The 15,023-nt window shown below is 52.6% G+C and carries 14 protein-coding genes; 3 read left to right on the top strand and 11 right to left on the bottom strand.

All coding sequences use genetic code 11. The annotated features are described in order from the left end of the window. Positions 1-14: 14 nt before the first annotated feature. On the bottom strand, positions 15-374 hold the full coding sequence (locus tag F3J38_RS03890) for a cupin domain-containing protein (protein WP_167135235.1): 360 nt from the start codon (positions 372-374) through the stop codon (positions 15-17). Positions 375-693: 319 nt separating this feature from the next. On the opposite strand from F3J38_RS03890, the gene F3J38_RS03885 reads away from it, so the two are divergent. Next, complete coding sequence (locus tag F3J38_RS03885) at positions 694-2,022, top strand: NAD(P)/FAD-dependent oxidoreductase (protein WP_167135233.1); 1,329 nt, start codon at positions 694-696, stop codon at positions 2,020-2,022. A gap of 17 nt (positions 2,023-2,039) precedes the next feature. On the opposite strand, the gene F3J38_RS03880 is transcribed toward F3J38_RS03885, so the two are convergent. The 5 genes from F3J38_RS03880 to F3J38_RS03860 form a co-directional block, all read right to left on the bottom strand. Next, a complete protein-coding gene (locus F3J38_RS03880; RefSeq protein WP_240155881.1) occupies positions 2,040-2,636 on the bottom strand; it encodes an NADPH-dependent FMN reductase in 597 nt (198 codons plus the stop codon). Positions 2,637-2,714: 78 nt separating this feature from the next. Beyond that, positions 2,715-3,137, bottom strand: a complete 423-nt coding sequence (locus F3J38_RS03875) for a DUF3224 domain-containing protein (RefSeq protein ID WP_167135231.1) — start codon at positions 3,135-3,137, stop codon at positions 2,715-2,717. Between the two features lie 116 nt (positions 3,138-3,253). After that, the gene (locus F3J38_RS28310; RefSeq protein ID WP_167135229.1) at positions 3,254-4,540 is read right to left on the bottom strand and encodes a methyl-accepting chemotaxis protein; all 1,287 of its coding nucleotides are present in this window, start codon (positions 4,538-4,540) and stop codon (positions 3,254-3,256) included. 287 nt (positions 4,541-4,827) lie between these two features. After that, the gene (locus F3J38_RS03865) at positions 4,828-5,037 is read right to left on the bottom strand and encodes an ATP-binding cassette domain-containing protein (RefSeq protein WP_167135227.1); all 210 of its coding nucleotides are present in this window, start codon (positions 5,035-5,037) and stop codon (positions 4,828-4,830) included. 69 nt (positions 5,038-5,106) lie between these two features. Continuing rightward, positions 5,107-6,405 carry a serine hydrolase domain-containing protein gene (locus tag F3J38_RS03860; RefSeq protein WP_167135225.1) on the bottom strand — a complete coding sequence of 433 codons (1,299 nt, stop codon included), beginning with the start codon at positions 6,403-6,405 and terminating at the stop codon, positions 5,107-5,109. Positions 6,406-6,518: 113 nt separating this feature from the next. Here F3J38_RS03860 and F3J38_RS03855 point away from each other — a divergent pair, with 113 nt between their 5' ends. Both F3J38_RS03855 and F3J38_RS03850 read left to right on the top strand, forming a co-directional pair. Beyond that, positions 6,519-7,412, top strand: coding sequence for a LysR family transcriptional regulator (locus F3J38_RS03855; RefSeq protein WP_167135223.1), 894 nt, complete (start codon positions 6,519-6,521; stop codon positions 7,410-7,412). Between the two features lie 185 nt (positions 7,413-7,597). Continuing rightward, entirely contained in the window at positions 7,598-9,562 is a 1,965-nt protein-coding gene (locus tag F3J38_RS03850) for an autotransporter outer membrane beta-barrel domain-containing protein (RefSeq protein ID WP_167135595.1), read from the top strand. A gap of 38 nt (positions 9,563-9,600) precedes the next feature. On the opposite strand, the gene F3J38_RS03845 is transcribed toward F3J38_RS03850, so the two are convergent. The 5 genes from F3J38_RS03845 to F3J38_RS03825 form a co-directional block, all read right to left on the bottom strand. Beyond that, the gene (locus F3J38_RS03845; protein WP_167135221.1) at positions 9,601-10,872 is read right to left on the bottom strand and encodes a TonB-dependent receptor; all 1,272 of its coding nucleotides are present in this window, start codon (positions 10,870-10,872) and stop codon (positions 9,601-9,603) included. A 106-nt stretch (positions 10,873-10,978) separates the two neighbouring features. Then, positions 10,979-12,367, bottom strand: a complete 1,389-nt coding sequence (locus F3J38_RS03840; RefSeq protein WP_167135219.1) for an FAD-binding oxidoreductase — start codon at positions 12,365-12,367, stop codon at positions 10,979-10,981. 56 nt (positions 12,368-12,423) lie between these two features. Continuing rightward, positions 12,424-13,221, bottom strand: a complete 798-nt coding sequence (locus F3J38_RS03835) for an ABC transporter permease (protein ID WP_167135217.1) — start codon at positions 13,219-13,221, stop codon at positions 12,424-12,426. Beyond that, entirely contained in the window at positions 13,221-14,054 is an 834-nt protein-coding gene (locus tag F3J38_RS03830) for an ABC transporter ATP-binding protein (RefSeq protein WP_167135215.1), read from the bottom strand. The genes F3J38_RS03835 and F3J38_RS03830 overlap by 1 nt, the downstream gene beginning before the upstream one ends. After that, positions 14,051-15,022 carry an ABC transporter substrate-binding protein gene (locus F3J38_RS03825; RefSeq protein ID WP_167135214.1) on the bottom strand — a complete coding sequence of 324 codons (972 nt, stop codon included), beginning with the start codon at positions 15,020-15,022 and terminating at the stop codon, positions 14,051-14,053. Before F3J38_RS03825 ends, F3J38_RS03830 begins: the two co-directional genes overlap by 4 nt. Position 15,023: the final 1 nt, after the last annotated feature.

Here is a 15,023-nt window from a genome sequence, read left to right as displayed (position 1 = left end):
TAACCAGACCTGACTCAACTGGCATCAAAAATCACATACAGCTTGCGCATGGTGGACTCGATCACCCAAGTCCCCTCAGTGTTGGCTTCAAAGAAGAATGAATCACCCGGCTTGAAGGTGAGGGTGGTTTCTCCATCGGGGGTAAAAGAGCCAGTTCCGTTGAGGAAGTGCATGATTTCAGCCTGTTTTACCGAACGACGATATGAACCCGCAGCACATTCAAAAATCCCGGTGTCGATGTCCTCTTTACCTGGAATCACTTTCTGGATGCCGGAGAGTGCGATAGCGCCACTGCCGGGTAAGCCTTCTACGGTGCCCCAAGATTCCATCTCTTTAATCGCGGCGGCTTGTTCAATCTTCTGCACTTTTGTCATGTCATTTTCCTGTGAGTAAAGTCGTTCACGCGCTGATGAGTCGCATGATGTTAATGATTTACCCAAAGATTATGGGAATGTGTAAAAGCACGGAGAGGTATATCAGCGGGCAAAAAAAATATTCGCGTGGTTCTGACTTCGCCTTTGGCAGAATCTTTTGTAATGAAGAAATGCACGGGCTGGCAGTGACTTAAATATTCGGTAAAGTCATAGTGGTAATGGATCGCGAAAACAACGGCGGCAAAACAGCGATGCTCCAGCCCTGGATACCTACAACCTTCTCCCTGGAAAACATGTTTAATTGGCAGGATTTAACAAGATGCGCATTCAAATCAATAAGGTTATAGACAGCGAAACTTTCCCTTCGGCTGTCGATGTCATCGTTATCGGCGGTGGGATTATCGGTACCTCAGTGAGTTATGAACTGGCAAAACAAGGTGTTTCGGTTGCGCTGTTTGAGAAAGGCGTGATCGGCGGTGAACAGTCAGGACGCAACTGGGGCTGGGTTCGTCAACAAAATCGCGATCTGTACGAGTTGCCCATGGCGATCCGCAGTCTACAGCGCTGGGATGCGTTGAGCGAAGAAATCGGCCTTGACCTCGGCTTCAGCCGCCAGGGTATCACCTATGGCACATTGAGCGAGAGTGATGTCGCGCGCTGGGAAGCATGGGGAAAACAGGCGAAACAGATTGGATTCGTCAGCCATCTTATGACGGCGAAAGAGACGCGCGATCGGATTGGTGATGACACGCCTTGGGTGGGCGGCGTGTGGTCACCGAGTGATGCGCGCGCTGAACCCTCAATGGCGGCTCCGGCGATAGCCATCGGAGCCAAGAATCTGGGTGCCTCTGTGCATCAAAACTGTGCGGTGCGCGGGCTTGATATTAGCGGTGGTCGTGTTACTGGCGTGTGGACAGAGCGTGGATTGGTAAAAGCCAATCGGGTCATTTGCTGTGGCGGTGCCTGGAGTTCGCGATTCTGCAAGCAATACGGCATCGAATTGCCAGCCGCAAATATTTTAGGTTCGGCGTTTAAAACCACGACTGCGCCAGAAGTGATCAAGGGCAGCCTCAGTGCTGGCGGTTTGTGCATACGTCGACGTCAGGATGGCAGCTATACCGTCGCGTTGTCGGGACGCGGACAGATTGATTTGGCACCGCAAAACATCCGCTACGCCACGAAGTTCTACCCGATGTTTCGTAGCAAAATTGCCAAAAAACTCAAAATTCGCCTAAACGGTTCATTCTTTAACGGCCCGGAAGCCGCTGGCTCCTGGACCAACCAAAGTGTCTCGCCGTTTGAGAAGATTCGAGTGCTGGATCCTGCAGCAGATAACGCGATTGTGCAGGAAGCGATGCAGATGCTGGTTAAACTCTATCCTCAACTCAACGGAATTAAAGTCGATCATGCGTGGGGGGGATGGATAGATACCACGCCCGATCTCGTGCCGGTTATCGATGAAATGGCGAGTGTTCCGGGCCTGTTCATCGCATCTGGCTTCAGTGGGCACGGTTTTGGTATCGGCCCCGGCGCAGGTTTACTGTGTGCGCAGATGGTCAACAACCAACCGCTGTATACAGATGCCTCGCCATACAGTCTGACGCGCTTTGCGAAGGGTAATGCCATCCGCGAACCGCAGATGATGTAATGCGCGCAAAAATGCAGTCACGGCTTAACAGTCGTGGCTTGCAGATGTGCGATGATGTTCGCCCACAACTGTTGAAGTCTCTCAGCTACCGCTCTGTTTTCTAGCAACGTTTGTTCTGATATGTCAGGTAGAACAAGCGGTTTCGAGAGCGAAGCGTGCGGGCTGCATTCTTGGATTAATTGACCCCCCATCACTTTTAACGTCTCAGCCAGTTGCTGCCAGGCGAGATCGGTACGGACAGAGAGGTTAGGAAAGGCCAAGGGTTTATCGGTAAGTTCACCACTGCTGACTATCCAGTCCAATGCATTCTTCATCACACCTGTGACACCATGCGCATACTCAGGGCTGGCCAATAGGACCATATCGGCACGAAGTAGCGCCGCACGCCACATCGCCACTGACGGCGCGGGTGCTTCGGTTTCATCCGCATCAGGGTTGAACAGTGGAATGTCCTGTAGACGGGGATAAATATCAAATGAACATCCCTCGGGGCAGAGATGCTGCATTGCGCGTAAAAATGTCGAATTAAGAGAGGCTTGGCGCAGGCTGCCCGATACGCCCAATATTTTGAATGTATTCGTCATTTTGACATGATCCTTGTCTGGTTTATCCATTTGTCCCGCCCTATTAAAAGGTGGGGATCACGGGCTAACGCTGAGTTACCCGGCGTGATGGATCACTCTAGAGCGCGCCTAGTAAATAATCCAGTAGGTTAATGTGTAGAAATGTTTGCCGGTATCACGGCGTATTTGCAAATGGCCGCGAATACCCGTCAGCTCACCGTTACCTGAACCCGGCACAATGTTGACCTTCAGTGTTTCACTGCCATTATCCATCTCGCCAAAGTGTGCCAGGGAGAAACCGCCCCTTTGACCACCCAATGTACCCGTGAACGATTCAATCGCGACGTACGAAGCTTGGCCATTCTGCGGCTGACCCGCTGACAGCATTTCACCGCTGGCACGGCCTTGTAATCCACCTTGATAGGTCTTGCTTAATGTATGACGGCCAGAAGTCGGTGCTCCTTCACGAAGAACCGCTTCTGGTGGAGAAAGGGTGATTGAAAATTCACCGGTGGCGACTAATGGTTTTTTATCCGACAGTATGGAGTTCATATTCCCTCTTAAGCGCATTCTAGAGAGGGCGACCTAAGGCATTGTCGCCGATTCATTTTCATTAGCGCTTAATCATTGACCACAAAATCTATACTGTCGCGCAAAAAATCGTAATCTCACACATCCAGACGATGAATCACGTTCACAAACTCGTGTACGCCACTGTTTATCTCGCGCAGGCTGCGTGATAGCACGCCGATTTTATCCTGTTCAGTGACCACAAACTGTTTCACTTCTTCCAGTTGTTGGTCCATTTGCTGAATCAATCGAGCGTTATGCTCCACCACTTGCGTAATTTTCTTGGTGGCGCTGGAGGTAGATGCCGCCAGTCTTCGGACTTCATCCGCAACCACGCTGAAGCCACGCCCAGCCTCACCAGCACGTGCTGCCTCAATGGCGGCATTGAGCGCCAGAATATTGGTTTGTGATGCGATCAGGTTGATCGTCTCGACCACTTCATTGATGCTTTTCGCTGATTCATTAAGCTGCACACCAATTTCTGAAGCCGCATTCACCTGCACGCCAACCAAGCCAGAATTACGAATAGTCTCTTCCAGCACTTCGTTGGCGTTATCGGTAATTTGCGATGTCTGTCCTGAAGTAGTGAGGGCGATATCTGCCACACGCTTGGCGGCTTCAACGCGCGCGGTAATGTCCGAGGCAATTTTAATCACCTTATAGACTTTGCCATCCGCATCTAACACCGGGTTATAGCTGGCTTCTAACCAGATGCGCTCGCCATCCGCGGTTTTGCGCTCGAAGCGTCCGACAAAGTGCTGACCTTTGCCAATCTTGCGCCAGAAATCCGGGTTTTCACGATAAAAGTTGTCGAAACAGAAGAGGCGATGGTGCTGACCCACAATCGTTTTCAGCTCATAACCCATATGGGTGAGGAAATTGGCATTGGCCGTGAGGATATGGCCATCGGGCGTAAATTCGATCACCGCCATGGATCGATCCAACGCGGTAATCACCGCCTCTTTTTGCTCCAGTTCCTGATGACGTTCGGTAATGTCAGTGGCGACTTTAATCACCTTGTACACTTTGCCTTTGTCATCACTCACCGGGAAATAGGTGGCGCTCAAATAGAAACGCTGACGCTGTTTGTTATAGCGTTCAAAAATGCCGGTTGCCGACTCACCTGACGCCAGGCTTTGCCAGAAAGCGTAATATTCAGAGGATTGCGCATAGGCTGGGCTACAAAAAATGCGGTGATGCTGCCCTTGAATTTCATGCAGCGTGTAACCGGTAACGTCGAGGAATTGCTGATTGGCGCTGAGAATTTCCCCTGCGGGCGAAAACTCAATCCATGCCACATGATGCTTTATCGCATTGATATCCTTAATAACATCGCCACTTTTATAAAATGGCAGAGAAAGGCTGGATTTCTTCACCCCAAACATGTGTGACCTCAGGCAAGATTATGTCGTTGAACATAAGGCGTGCAGCTTTAGCTGCTCCGCTGGATTTCCCTTAACCGGACACTTCACCTTACGATGGTGCCTCTTTGCGCGAGCGCAGGTCGGATTTGTAATGGTTATGCTTTGCCTGATGTTGTCATAAACGAACCGGCGCTGGCTCGTGTCGTACTGTGCACCTTCAGTTATCGGCGGAGTGTTTAAAAGATTTAATTAAAATGCATGTCCTCAGATTAAAAAGAGGGCAACCATCACAACGCCCCTTATTCTCTTTAGACCATGCGATGCGAAAGTTCCACATCAAAATGGGGCGCACCATCACCGGGTAACGGCACAAAGCGGCCTTTCACACAGTAAACCTCTTTAATTAATTCGGTACTGGCAAGGGTTTTAGGTGCACCATCAAAACATAAACGCCCCTTGTTTAATAAGACGATGCGATCCGCTATCGACATCGCCTGATTGAGGTCATGCATGGACATGATGATGATGATATCGAGATAAAACTCTCGCCTTGCCGCAATGTCACCGCGGCAAGGTGAGGATCATCATCAATGTAATTGTTGAGCTATCGCACTGTACATTAGAGCAGCTTCCAAAGGCTGTGCGCTGAATGAAGGCTCGGCTTGTGGCCAAGTTGACCACTGTACGATCACCAGATTTTCGGCGCGATTAACCATAATGATTTGGCCATAAATCCCCAGTGCCCACAGCGAGTGCTGCAATCCTCCAGCCGGCGAGGGAACCACATGTTGTGCATTCACCGGTATGGCATTGTTCCACCACTGATAACCGTAAAGACCATCTGGATGGGCAGGGCTGACGGAGTGTTGTGCCTTAGTCCAGTTTGCGGCGTCATTCACCCAGTTGGCTGGCAAAATCTGTTTGCCATTCGGCAGACGTCCATCACGCAGAATGAACTCGCCAAACCTCGCCCAATCTTCCAGGGTGGCATTGAAACCGTGGGCGCCGACATCGTGTTTACCGGGCTGATAGGCATGCCACACACCATCGCTGGCCATACCGTTGGGTTGCCACAAGGTTTGCTGTAGATAAGCGGCCAGGGACATGCCGGTAGCGTGTTCCAGTACATCCCCTAAAAGCCATGCGCCACCGGATGAGTATGACCACTGCTCACCCGCCGGATGTGCGCGTTTTAAATGGGTGACGATATTGCGAACGCAATCGTAGGTGCCAGCCTGTGCTTCGCACTGGGTCAGTTGGGCAAAGTCAGATTTCGGATTGGTGTAATCCTCATTCCAGGCCACCCCGGAGGTGTGCTGCATCAACTGCTTAAGGGTGACGCCGTCCCAGGCTGTCCCTTTCAAGTCAGGTTCATAAGCCGTGACCTTGTCATCCAGTGAATGTATTTTGCCTTGCTTGATGGCGATACCCACCAAAGTAGACACCACAGATTTGCCTACTGAACGTGAGGTCCACAACGTGCTATCGGTGTTGCCCTCGGCAAAATATTTGTATGCCACCTTGCCATTTTTCAGCACCAGCATCCCCGCGACATTTTCACGCTTCAGATAGTCCGCGAGGTGATAGGTGTTGCCATTGATTTGATAACGCGCGTCAACCAGCGTTTTATCCGCATGGGCTAGCGGTGTAGAAGGGCCGTGGCGAAACACATCTCCGGCATAGTTGCGATAGTCATTGCGGAATCCCACCACGCGATCTTTTTGATTCCAATTAAGCATGTCGTGGGTATCTGGCAAGTGCTGATCAAAGGGGGTGGGACACGGGCTCAGCGTGATGCTGCCACAGTCCGTTGCGGCAGTTGCATAGCCGCAGAAAAACAATGAGAAGGAGAGCAATAGAGGTTTGAACGGGGAACGTCGTTTCATCGAGGATGCCTTGATTGTGCTGTTAATCGTGCGGCGAGTATAGAAAGTGGCGGACACAGGTTAAAATCAGCTTCTGGGGGAAATTCCCCCGAAAAATCATCTGGAGATGGCTAATGAATGCGCTGCGTTATTCCTTTTCACAAATTGAGGCCTTTGCCGCGATAGCGGAGTGCGGCACTGTGTCGCGCGCCGCAGAGAAACTGGGAAAAGATCGCACCACCGTACGTGATTTGCTGGATTACCTTGAGGATGCGTTGGGCTACACGTTGTTTCTGCGGGAGGGACGCAGATTGTCCCTGACGGCCAAAGGCGAGCAATTGCACCGCCAAGCGCATCTATTGGTTCGGCAGGCGCATGCCTTTGAATCCTATGCGCGCACGTTGCCCGAGGCGCGCATGGAACACATCACTTTGGTGTACGATCCTTTTGTTCCCCAGGCATTCTTGCAAGATCTGATTACTGAATTCAGTGCTGCGCAGGTGCGCTTGAGCCTCTGGTGCGCTTCGCGCGCTGAAGCGGAAGCGGCGCTGAAAGCGGGCAACGCGGATGTGGCGATTTGTCAGGCGGTAAACCGCACTTTAGGCAATGAATTGGAGTGGAGTGCGTTAGGTGCGATTGAACTGAACTTCTACGCTGCCCAAGCCTTGTTTGCTAACCAATCCCTGCCACTGACACTCCTTAACCTGGCATTAGAACCGCAATTGGTAATGCATGCACATGCTGATGAGCAGATCACACAGCGCCTGCAAATTTCGGGACAATCGCTGTTTATCAATGAGCGAACCATGTTGCAGAGTCTGATGGAGCAGGGACAGGGTTGGGGGTTTTTACCCACCCATTTTCAGGCAGAGAAATGGGACCAGGTGCAGGCACTGTCCACGGAGGTCGGCCACCAGGGACTTCACCTTACGCTGGTGACACTCTGGGCACCAGGCGCGAAAAAGCATGAATGGATTAGTGAAACGATTATCAAGATGCAAACCCTCTGGGGGCGACGAGCGACTTAACAAATTTAACTTAAGTCACTGGTGTTAATGCCCCTCCCTGTCTAAACCTTAAACGTCCTTGTTATCTCTTTTGCACCTTTCCGCATATTTAATGCGACTTTGCTGGCTTACGTTGCTGCTGTGAACAAGCGTAAGCCCATCTTTTAGTGTCCAGACGGTCTCGTCTGGCCATCACGGAGTTGATGATGAAGAACTGCAAATACGCGTTTTCTGCTATGGCTGTGGCTGCTTCGCTGGCTTCAATACCTGTCGCACAGGCTTGGGATAGTCTCACCGTGTTTGGCGACAGCCTAAGTGATAGCGGCAACATTGGCCGTTTCACCGCCGATGGCGCGCAACACCCGCTTTATGACGAAATTCTCGCGGCTCAGTTGGGTGAGAATTTACAGGCATCAAAATTCGGCGGTAGTAATTATGCGCAGGGGGGCGCGGTGGCCGTACCGGCACTCGATCCTCTACTAAATACTCAAGATCAGTTGGCGGCGTATTTGCAATCCACGGGGGGACGCGCTGACAGCAACGGATTATATATTCACTGGGTCGGCGCCAACGATATCGCTGCTGCGGTAACCAATCCGCTGACAGCCACCGCCACCATCGCCAATAGCGCCAATTCGGCAGCCTCCCAAGTGAAAACATTGTTGGATGCGGGGGCTGGCGCAGTGATTGTGCCAAACGTGCCGCAGCTGGGCTTAACACCTTATATGGTGCAGTTGGTGCTCAGCGCATTGGGTAGCTCAGCGACGGCGGCGGCATTCCAGTCACTGGATAACGCGGCGACACCGGATACGACGGCACGTCAGCAAGCGGTACTAGACGCTTTCAATACAGCAGCGGGGCAAGTTTCTAACGTTCCAGCCGTAAAGGAGGCATTGGCGCAGCAGCTTTATAAAGCCTGGCAGGAACTGAGTACCCAGGTAACAGCTTTATCCGATGGCTATAACCAGCAAGAAGAGGCGCAACTGGCAGCCTTAAAAGGCAATATTGTTCGCGTGGATATCGCCGGATTATTTAATGAAGTGATTGCCAACCCGACACAGTATGGGCTGAGTAATACGATCGGCATTGCTTGTCCGGTCGGGACCTCGGCTGATGAGTGCCAATCGTCCGATGCGGGCTTTAGTACGGCGCAAAACTATCTTTTTGCCGACCGTCTCCATCCCAGTCCTGCAGTCCATGCGATGCTGGCCGACTATATCCAGTCAATCCTTGATGCTCCCGCGCAGGTCGCGGCGCTATCATCATCCACGCTGATGATGGCGCGAGATATGCACAACACACTGGACGGACATTTACAGCAACAGCGGCGAAAACCGGCCAGAGCCGGTCAGTTCACGGTCTTTGGCGGCTATGCCGGGCAGCATGTTGATTATCAGGGAGATGAGTGGCAGAACGGGGATGCCAATACCACTAATTTGACGCTGGGTATCGGTTATCAGCTCACCGAAAACTGGCAAACCGGCCTGTTGTTCTCCAACAGTAATCAGCGCATGGAACCTTCGTCAAAATACGACTACAAGCTTCGCGGCAATATGGTGGCACTTTACAGCCAGTTAACCCTGTTTGATCAAGGCTGGATAAACGCGGATTTACACTATGCTGATCTCGATTTCGACAGTATTCAACGCAGTATCAACATTGGTCCGGCAACCCGCACTGAGCAGGGCAACAGCAGCGGTAAATTGCTCGGCATGCGAGTGCAAACTGGCTGGGATTTGTCCTTGGGCCGCTATATCACTACGGGTCCGATTGCCAGTTATGCGCTGGACTATGGTCGTGTAGGAGGCTACAGCGAAAACGGTAACAGCAGTACTTCGATGCGTTTTTCCGATCAAACTCTGCATTCGCAGATTGGTGCGATCGGCTGGCGTATTGATAGCCAGGAATGGCTGATTAATCCTTGGGCGCAGGTGACTTACAATCATCAGTTTGGTGATACCGAATCCACCGTGCGTGCGGGACTGAAATCAACCCAAACATCGTTTGCCGGAACGGTTGCATCCGGCGATAAAAATTGGCTGGACATGTCCTTAGGCGCGAATGTGCCGCTGGGGGATACCTTCAATGCGTTTGCAGGTGTATCTACCATTGCCAGTAACAATGATTTCCACCAAGTGACATGGAATGTCGGGGTGAACGCCACGTTTTGATGGGGGAGCCAGCAATCCCAGATTGCTGGCGCTTGTCTTTAAAAGTCGTACTGCAAACTCAAACGGTTCTGCCAGAAGTGCGAATCATACAACGGTGATGTCTGTACCCCGGCAAAATCGGTCACACTCAAGCCTTTCAGCACGCCGCTGAATGCCCAGGTGAAATAGACCAAATATTCCGACTGGTTAATGCTGGCGGACTGTGCAGATGGCTTCAGATCCATAAATGAATATTGCGTACCCAAAGAGAGATTCTCATTGAGGACGTAATTCAGGTTGGTCATATAGGCGTTACCGCTGCCCAGATCCTGAGTACTGGTGAAGAACGGCTGGGCGAAATAGGGACCCGATGAACTGTTGTGCGCATACGGCACCACCAGTGAACCGTTGCCCCAGCTGTTGGGACTGGCCGCGATGTGATCGTAACCCAGCTTCCAGCTCAACGTGGGGGTGAAACTCAGTGCGAGCTGCGCCCCGTAAGAGGTGCTGTTGACCTCACCGGCCAATGCCTTGCCTAAGCTGGTACCGCGAATAAACTGCACTGCCACATCCGGCTGAAACAGCCTGTCTTGCCACTGTAGATGGCTTTCGCCATACACCACGCGCGAGTAATCAGCATATTCCTGATACCACAGCTGTCCGGTGAGTTTCTTGTTATCCCACTGTGTGCCGCGCCCACCGCCAATCGCCCACATGCCGTTGGTGCGTTCATCAATATCGGTATAAGCCGTGGTATTCAGGAACTGATCGTCGCCCCAGGGCTTATAACGCCAGACTTTAGTGGCATGGAGATAATTGGTGCTGTCACCATAATTGGCATCGACACCACGGAACAGAATCGGCGTAATACGCCAGTCGTAGTCACCCACGAAAGGAATATTAATGCGCTGGTCGCCCGCTGTTATTTTAAAATCGTCTTGCTGCCAGCTTAAATAAGCCTCACCGATGTTAGTCTGGTTATCGCCAATATCACTGATGGTATGGGCTTCATCGGGATGATCGATACCGCGCAAAAAAATAGCACTGACGCCTGCACGAAAACCATACACTGGGGCGGTTTCATATTTCACACTGCCACCGTAGCTGGTGGTATCTTGATTGAAACCTTTGGAGAAATACGCATTATGCGTGGAGTAGTAGAGCGTACGTAAACTGCCGCTCACCTTCCCGCAGGTGAAAATATCGGTCAAACTCTCAACGCCGCTGGCATCGTACTGACAATCACTAATATTGCTCTGTGTGGCGGCCATTGCTGCTGGCGCTAAGGGGAAAAACAGCGCAACTAATCCTACACTTTTTAGTGCTCTCATTGCATGATCCCTAAATAAATACACCTGTCTTAAGAAAGCAAAACGTCGCTGACTGGGTGAGGTGATCACCCAGCGTTCAGCTTTGCAGTAAATAAAATAATATTAATTAATTGACGCCTGGAATATGCACTGGCGGCAACGTTTCACGCACTTCCCAACCGCGTAATTTGCCAGGATTTAATAAATTATGGGGGTCACAGGCGCGCTTCATGGCAACCACGTCGGCCCTTACCATGCCCTGTTTACCATCCTCAATATGAATCACATGGGGATTATTTATTTTCACGCCATGGCTGCGATAAATATCCATGATGGCATTCAGACGTTCTTCACTGCTGTAACGCACTAATGGTAGGCCGCTACAGGTGAGGGTGCCGTTCATATCGCGCAGGAATTCAATGTGCGACATCACTTCATCCGATAACTCGGCTTCCATTGCTAAGGCTTGCTGATGATAATTCTCCGCCGCGTAAGCGGTCTGCAAATAGGTCAGGGTCTTATCGATCTTCAACGCCTGTAGCGTGGTGTGGTTCCAGCAATACTCAATTAGGGAATGACCGCTGTTTTCGCCTTCGGCAAAGTGCAGCGTGCTGCGGCCCTGGTGTTGGTTCAACATCTCTGGCAACAGGGGATCGCTCTCACTCCCCACCACCGAAATGACACCGTGCTGGCCGCTGACCTGCGCGTCGGCTAAATCGCTGAAATAATCCAGCACCGGTGCGGCAAATACCGCGATTTGGCGTTTAACCAGCCCCGGCGAACGCGCCAGCGCATCGGCAAATGCCATCGCAGAGGCGAAATCGGCGAAAGTATCCAGACGCTCGATCCAGTCATGGCAAGGGGCTAACGCCAGTTCAATCTCCAGCACCACCCCATTGCTGCCATAGGCATGATGTAGCAGCAGAGCATCCGGTGCTTGCAGTGTGATGATGCGCGGCGTCTCTTCCATGGTCATCATGCGTACCGAGAGCACGTTGCCCGGCGCAGCCAGCGGGCCATAGTTAATCGATCCCACGCCGCCAAAACCACCGCCAAATAAACCGCCTAAGGTGGCGAGTTTCCAGGTTGAGGGCATGCAGCGCAGCTCCCAGCCATGTGGGCGCGTGTGCGCTTCGAGATCGCCCAGGCGAATACCGGCCTGCGCTCGCACTGTGCCAGTGCCCATCGCCGTCACGCTGTTCAGGCGCGTCATGTCGACCATCACGCCGCCATCCAGCGGAATAAGCTGACCGTAGTTTCCGGTTCCGCCACCGCGCAGATTAAGAGGGATACGCGCCTTAGCACAGGCGGCTATCACCGCCATCAGTTCATTCTCATCGCGTGGACGCACGGCCAGCTCGGCAAACTTCTCTTCCAGTTGCGGTTTCAGCACCGGGCTGAACCAGTGAAAGTCACGTGACAGACGTTTTACTTTCGGCGCTTCTTTAATCCAGTCAAGCTCAGGCAACGCCGCGACCAGCGCCGCCAGTGCAGACTGGCGATCGAGTTCAGACATGTTGTGTTCCTATCAGTGTGGGGCGTATTGGGCGGTGAAGAGTCCGCCCATTTGCATTAACTCGGGCTTAACTCACTCTCATGCCATGCCGCCAATACGCGGCGCGTCAGCCATGACATCAGGGCAAAGAGCAGGAAGCCCGCCAGGGAAATCAATAACAACGCGGCGAACATCAGCGGAATGTTGAGCTGATAGCCAGCCTGTAAAATCTGGTAGGCCAGCCCGGTATCGGTGCCACCGGTTCCCGCCACAAACTCCGCCACCACCGCACCAATTAGCGACAAACCACTGGAGATGCGCAGTGCGCCAAAGAAGTAGGGCAATGCGGAGGGAATACGCAGGCGTAACAAGATTTGCAGACGCGAGGCATGGTTCAGCTTGAAGTAGCTCAGCAGACCCGGTGATACGCTGCGTAAACCCTGGGTAGTGTTTGAGATGATCGGGAATACCGCCATCAGCGTGGCGCACACCACCAGCGACAACGTAGTGTCTTTCACCCAGATAATAATCAAGGGGGCGATAGCCACAATCGGAGTGACTTGCAGAAAGACGATATAGGGAAACAGCGCCGTCTCGATAAAACGATTCTGCACCAGTAAAAACGCCACGATCGAACCGATGATCGTCGCCAGCGCAAAAGAGATCACGGTGATTTTCAGGGTGTAGAGCAATGACATAAACAGTGACGGAAAGTTTTGCGCCAGGCTTTGTGCCACCAGCACCGGAGAAGGTACCAGAAAAGCAGGGACCTTAAACGCAGTGACCAGAAACTGCCACAACAGCAGCATGGCAACTGCCACCACGGCCGGAAACAGCCACTGCTGAAATTTGAGGTTTGCTGCGAGCGGTTTCATTATTTACTCTCCTGACTGGCTGCCAGCAGTCCACGCTGTAACAACTGCGCATACTGGGTAAAGAGTTGACTGACCCGAAACTCATCATCACGCGGTTGGCTGGCTTCAATGCGAATGTCATCGACCACGCGACCTGGGCGCGCGGCCATCATGATCACGCGTTGCGACAGAAACACCGCTTCCTGAATCGAGTGGGTAACAAACACCACCGTCAGTTTTTGCTCCTGCCACACATCAAGCAGGTCGCTGTCCAGTTTGTTGCGGGTGATTTCATCCAGTGCGCCAAAGGGCTCATCCATTAACAGCACCTTAGGACGCGTGACCAAACCACGGGCGATGGAAACGCGCATCTGCATCCCGCCGGAAAGCTCGCGGGGCAAAACATGACCAAACTGACCCAAGCCAACCAGTTCCAGAACCTCCCTCACGCGGGTATCGGCTTCCGCACGCGTCACGCCCGCTAAGTCCAGCGGCAGGCGCACGTTTTTGTGCACGCTGCTCCAGGGCATCAGCGTGGCTTCCTGAAACACAAAGGAGAGCGGCAGGTCACGTTGATTCTCACGGCGATCGCGGCGGAACAACATCAACTTACCGTCGCTTGGTTCAATCAAACCGGCAATCATCTTCAGCAAGGTGCTTTTGCCACAGCCAGAGGGACCCAGCAGGGAGACAAACTCCCCCTGACGAATCGTCAGATCCACCGGCAGCAACGCACGCGTCCCGTTAGGGTAGATTTTCTCGGCTGAGAGCACTTCAATTGCCGGCGGCGCGGCAGGCAGCGGCACCGGTTGGCGATCAGGCGCGATCAGCGTCATTCTGCTGGCGGTGTTCATGGCATAACCTTAGCGTCTTGGATGAACTGCAAGGTGTAACTGCCAGCAAAAGGCACTTTGGCCGGATCGATCAGCTTGTTATCCACCAACAGTTGCCAGGTTTGCTTTAGCCGAGGCTCGGTGATGATGCCGATGCCCGCCGTTTGCGCATCACCGCCCGTGAGCATCTGGTATTTCTTCATCTGGGCAATACCGAAGGCTATCTGCTCGTCGCTCATCTGCGGGTTCTCTTTCTTGATCAGCGCGTTGCCTGCGGTTGGATCTTGCAGATAGTTTTTCCAGCCCTGCATCGAGGCCTTGACGAACGCGGCCACGGCTTGCGGGCGCTTCTCGATGGTCGATTTCATACACACAATGCTGTTGCCGTACGGCGGGTAACCCCAGTCGCTGATGGGAAAGACATGGGCTTGCGCATTAGCTTTCTGCACCGCAAAAGGCTCAGAGGTGATATAGCCCTGCTGTACCAGCGTGTTGTCCGCCAGGAAAGGCTGGATACTGAAGGTGTAAGGGCGCACGCGCGCATTTTTCAGATTGAGCGCGCTCTGCGCCCACGGCCAATAGGAGGTGTAGGCCTCTGCCGCCAACAGGAAAGTTTTGCCCTGTAGATCCGCTTTGTCTTTCACATCCGGATGGGTAAGGAACGCAATCGCCGAATGCTGGAAGGTGGTGGCAACCGGGACGGCTTCAACCCCTTGCTGCCAGGATTCCAGCGCCTGCATGTTATCGCTGATGATGCAGTCCGCCTGACCCGCTGCCATTAACTGCATGGTGTGGACCTGTGGGCCACCCATTTTGATAGTGACGTCGAGACCGGCATCTTTATACAAGTTTTGCGCCAGCGCCTGATAAAAACCGCCATGTTCCGCTTGCGCATACCAGTTGGTCATAAAGGTGAATTTCTCAGCCGCCATGCTCTGGGCCGACAGTGCCAGCGAAAGTGCGGCAACAATGCTCAATTTTTTATTCATC

This window comes from Candidatus Pantoea formicae (genome assembly GCF_011752625.1).
GTDB classification, from domain to species: Bacteria; Pseudomonadota; Gammaproteobacteria; order Enterobacterales; family Enterobacteriaceae; genus Pantoea; species Pantoea formicae.
This window is presented reverse-complemented; position numbering and strand designations above follow the sequence as displayed.

Coding starts and splice junctions, on each gene's coding strand:
- F3J38_RS03890 (WP_167135235.1), bottom strand. CDS start 374: ATGACAAAAGTGCAGAAGATTGAACAAGCCGCCGCGATTAAAGAGATG.
- F3J38_RS03885 (WP_167135233.1), top strand. CDS start 694: ATGCGCATTCAAATCAATAAGGTTATAGACAGCGAAACTTTCCCTTCG.
- F3J38_RS03880 (WP_240155881.1), bottom strand. CDS start 2,636: ATGGATAAACCAGACAAGGATCATGTCAAAATGACGAATACATTCAAA.
- F3J38_RS03875 (WP_167135231.1), bottom strand. CDS start 3,137: ATGAACTCCATACTGTCGGATAAAAAACCATTAGTCGCCACCGGTGAA.
- F3J38_RS28310 (WP_167135229.1), bottom strand. CDS start 4,540: ATGTTTGGGGTGAAGAAATCCAGCCTTTCTCTGCCATTTTATAAAAGT.
- F3J38_RS03865 (WP_167135227.1), bottom strand. CDS start 5,037: ATGTCCATGCATGACCTCAATCAGGCGATGTCGATAGCGGATCGCATC.
- F3J38_RS03860 (WP_167135225.1), bottom strand. CDS start 6,405: ATGAAACGACGTTCCCCGTTCAAACCTCTATTGCTCTCCTTCTCATTG.
- F3J38_RS03855 (WP_167135223.1), top strand. CDS start 6,519: ATGAATGCGCTGCGTTATTCCTTTTCACAAATTGAGGCCTTTGCCGCG.
- F3J38_RS03850 (WP_167135595.1), top strand. CDS start 7,598: ATGAAGAACTGCAAATACGCGTTTTCTGCTATGGCTGTGGCTGCTTCG.
- F3J38_RS03845 (WP_167135221.1), bottom strand. CDS start 10,872: ATGAGAGCACTAAAAAGTGTAGGATTAGTTGCGCTGTTTTTCCCCTTA.
- F3J38_RS03840 (WP_167135219.1), bottom strand. CDS start 12,367: ATGTCTGAACTCGATCGCCAGTCTGCACTGGCGGCGCTGGTCGCGGCG.
- F3J38_RS03835 (WP_167135217.1), bottom strand. CDS start 13,221: ATGAAACCGCTCGCAGCAAACCTCAAATTTCAGCAGTGGCTGTTTCCG.
- F3J38_RS03830 (WP_167135215.1), bottom strand. CDS start 14,054: ATGAACACCGCCAGCAGAATGACGCTGATCGCGCCTGATCGCCAACCG.
- F3J38_RS03825 (WP_167135214.1), bottom strand. CDS start 15,022: ATGAATAAAAAATTGAGCATTGTTGCCGCACTTTCGCTGGCACTGTCG.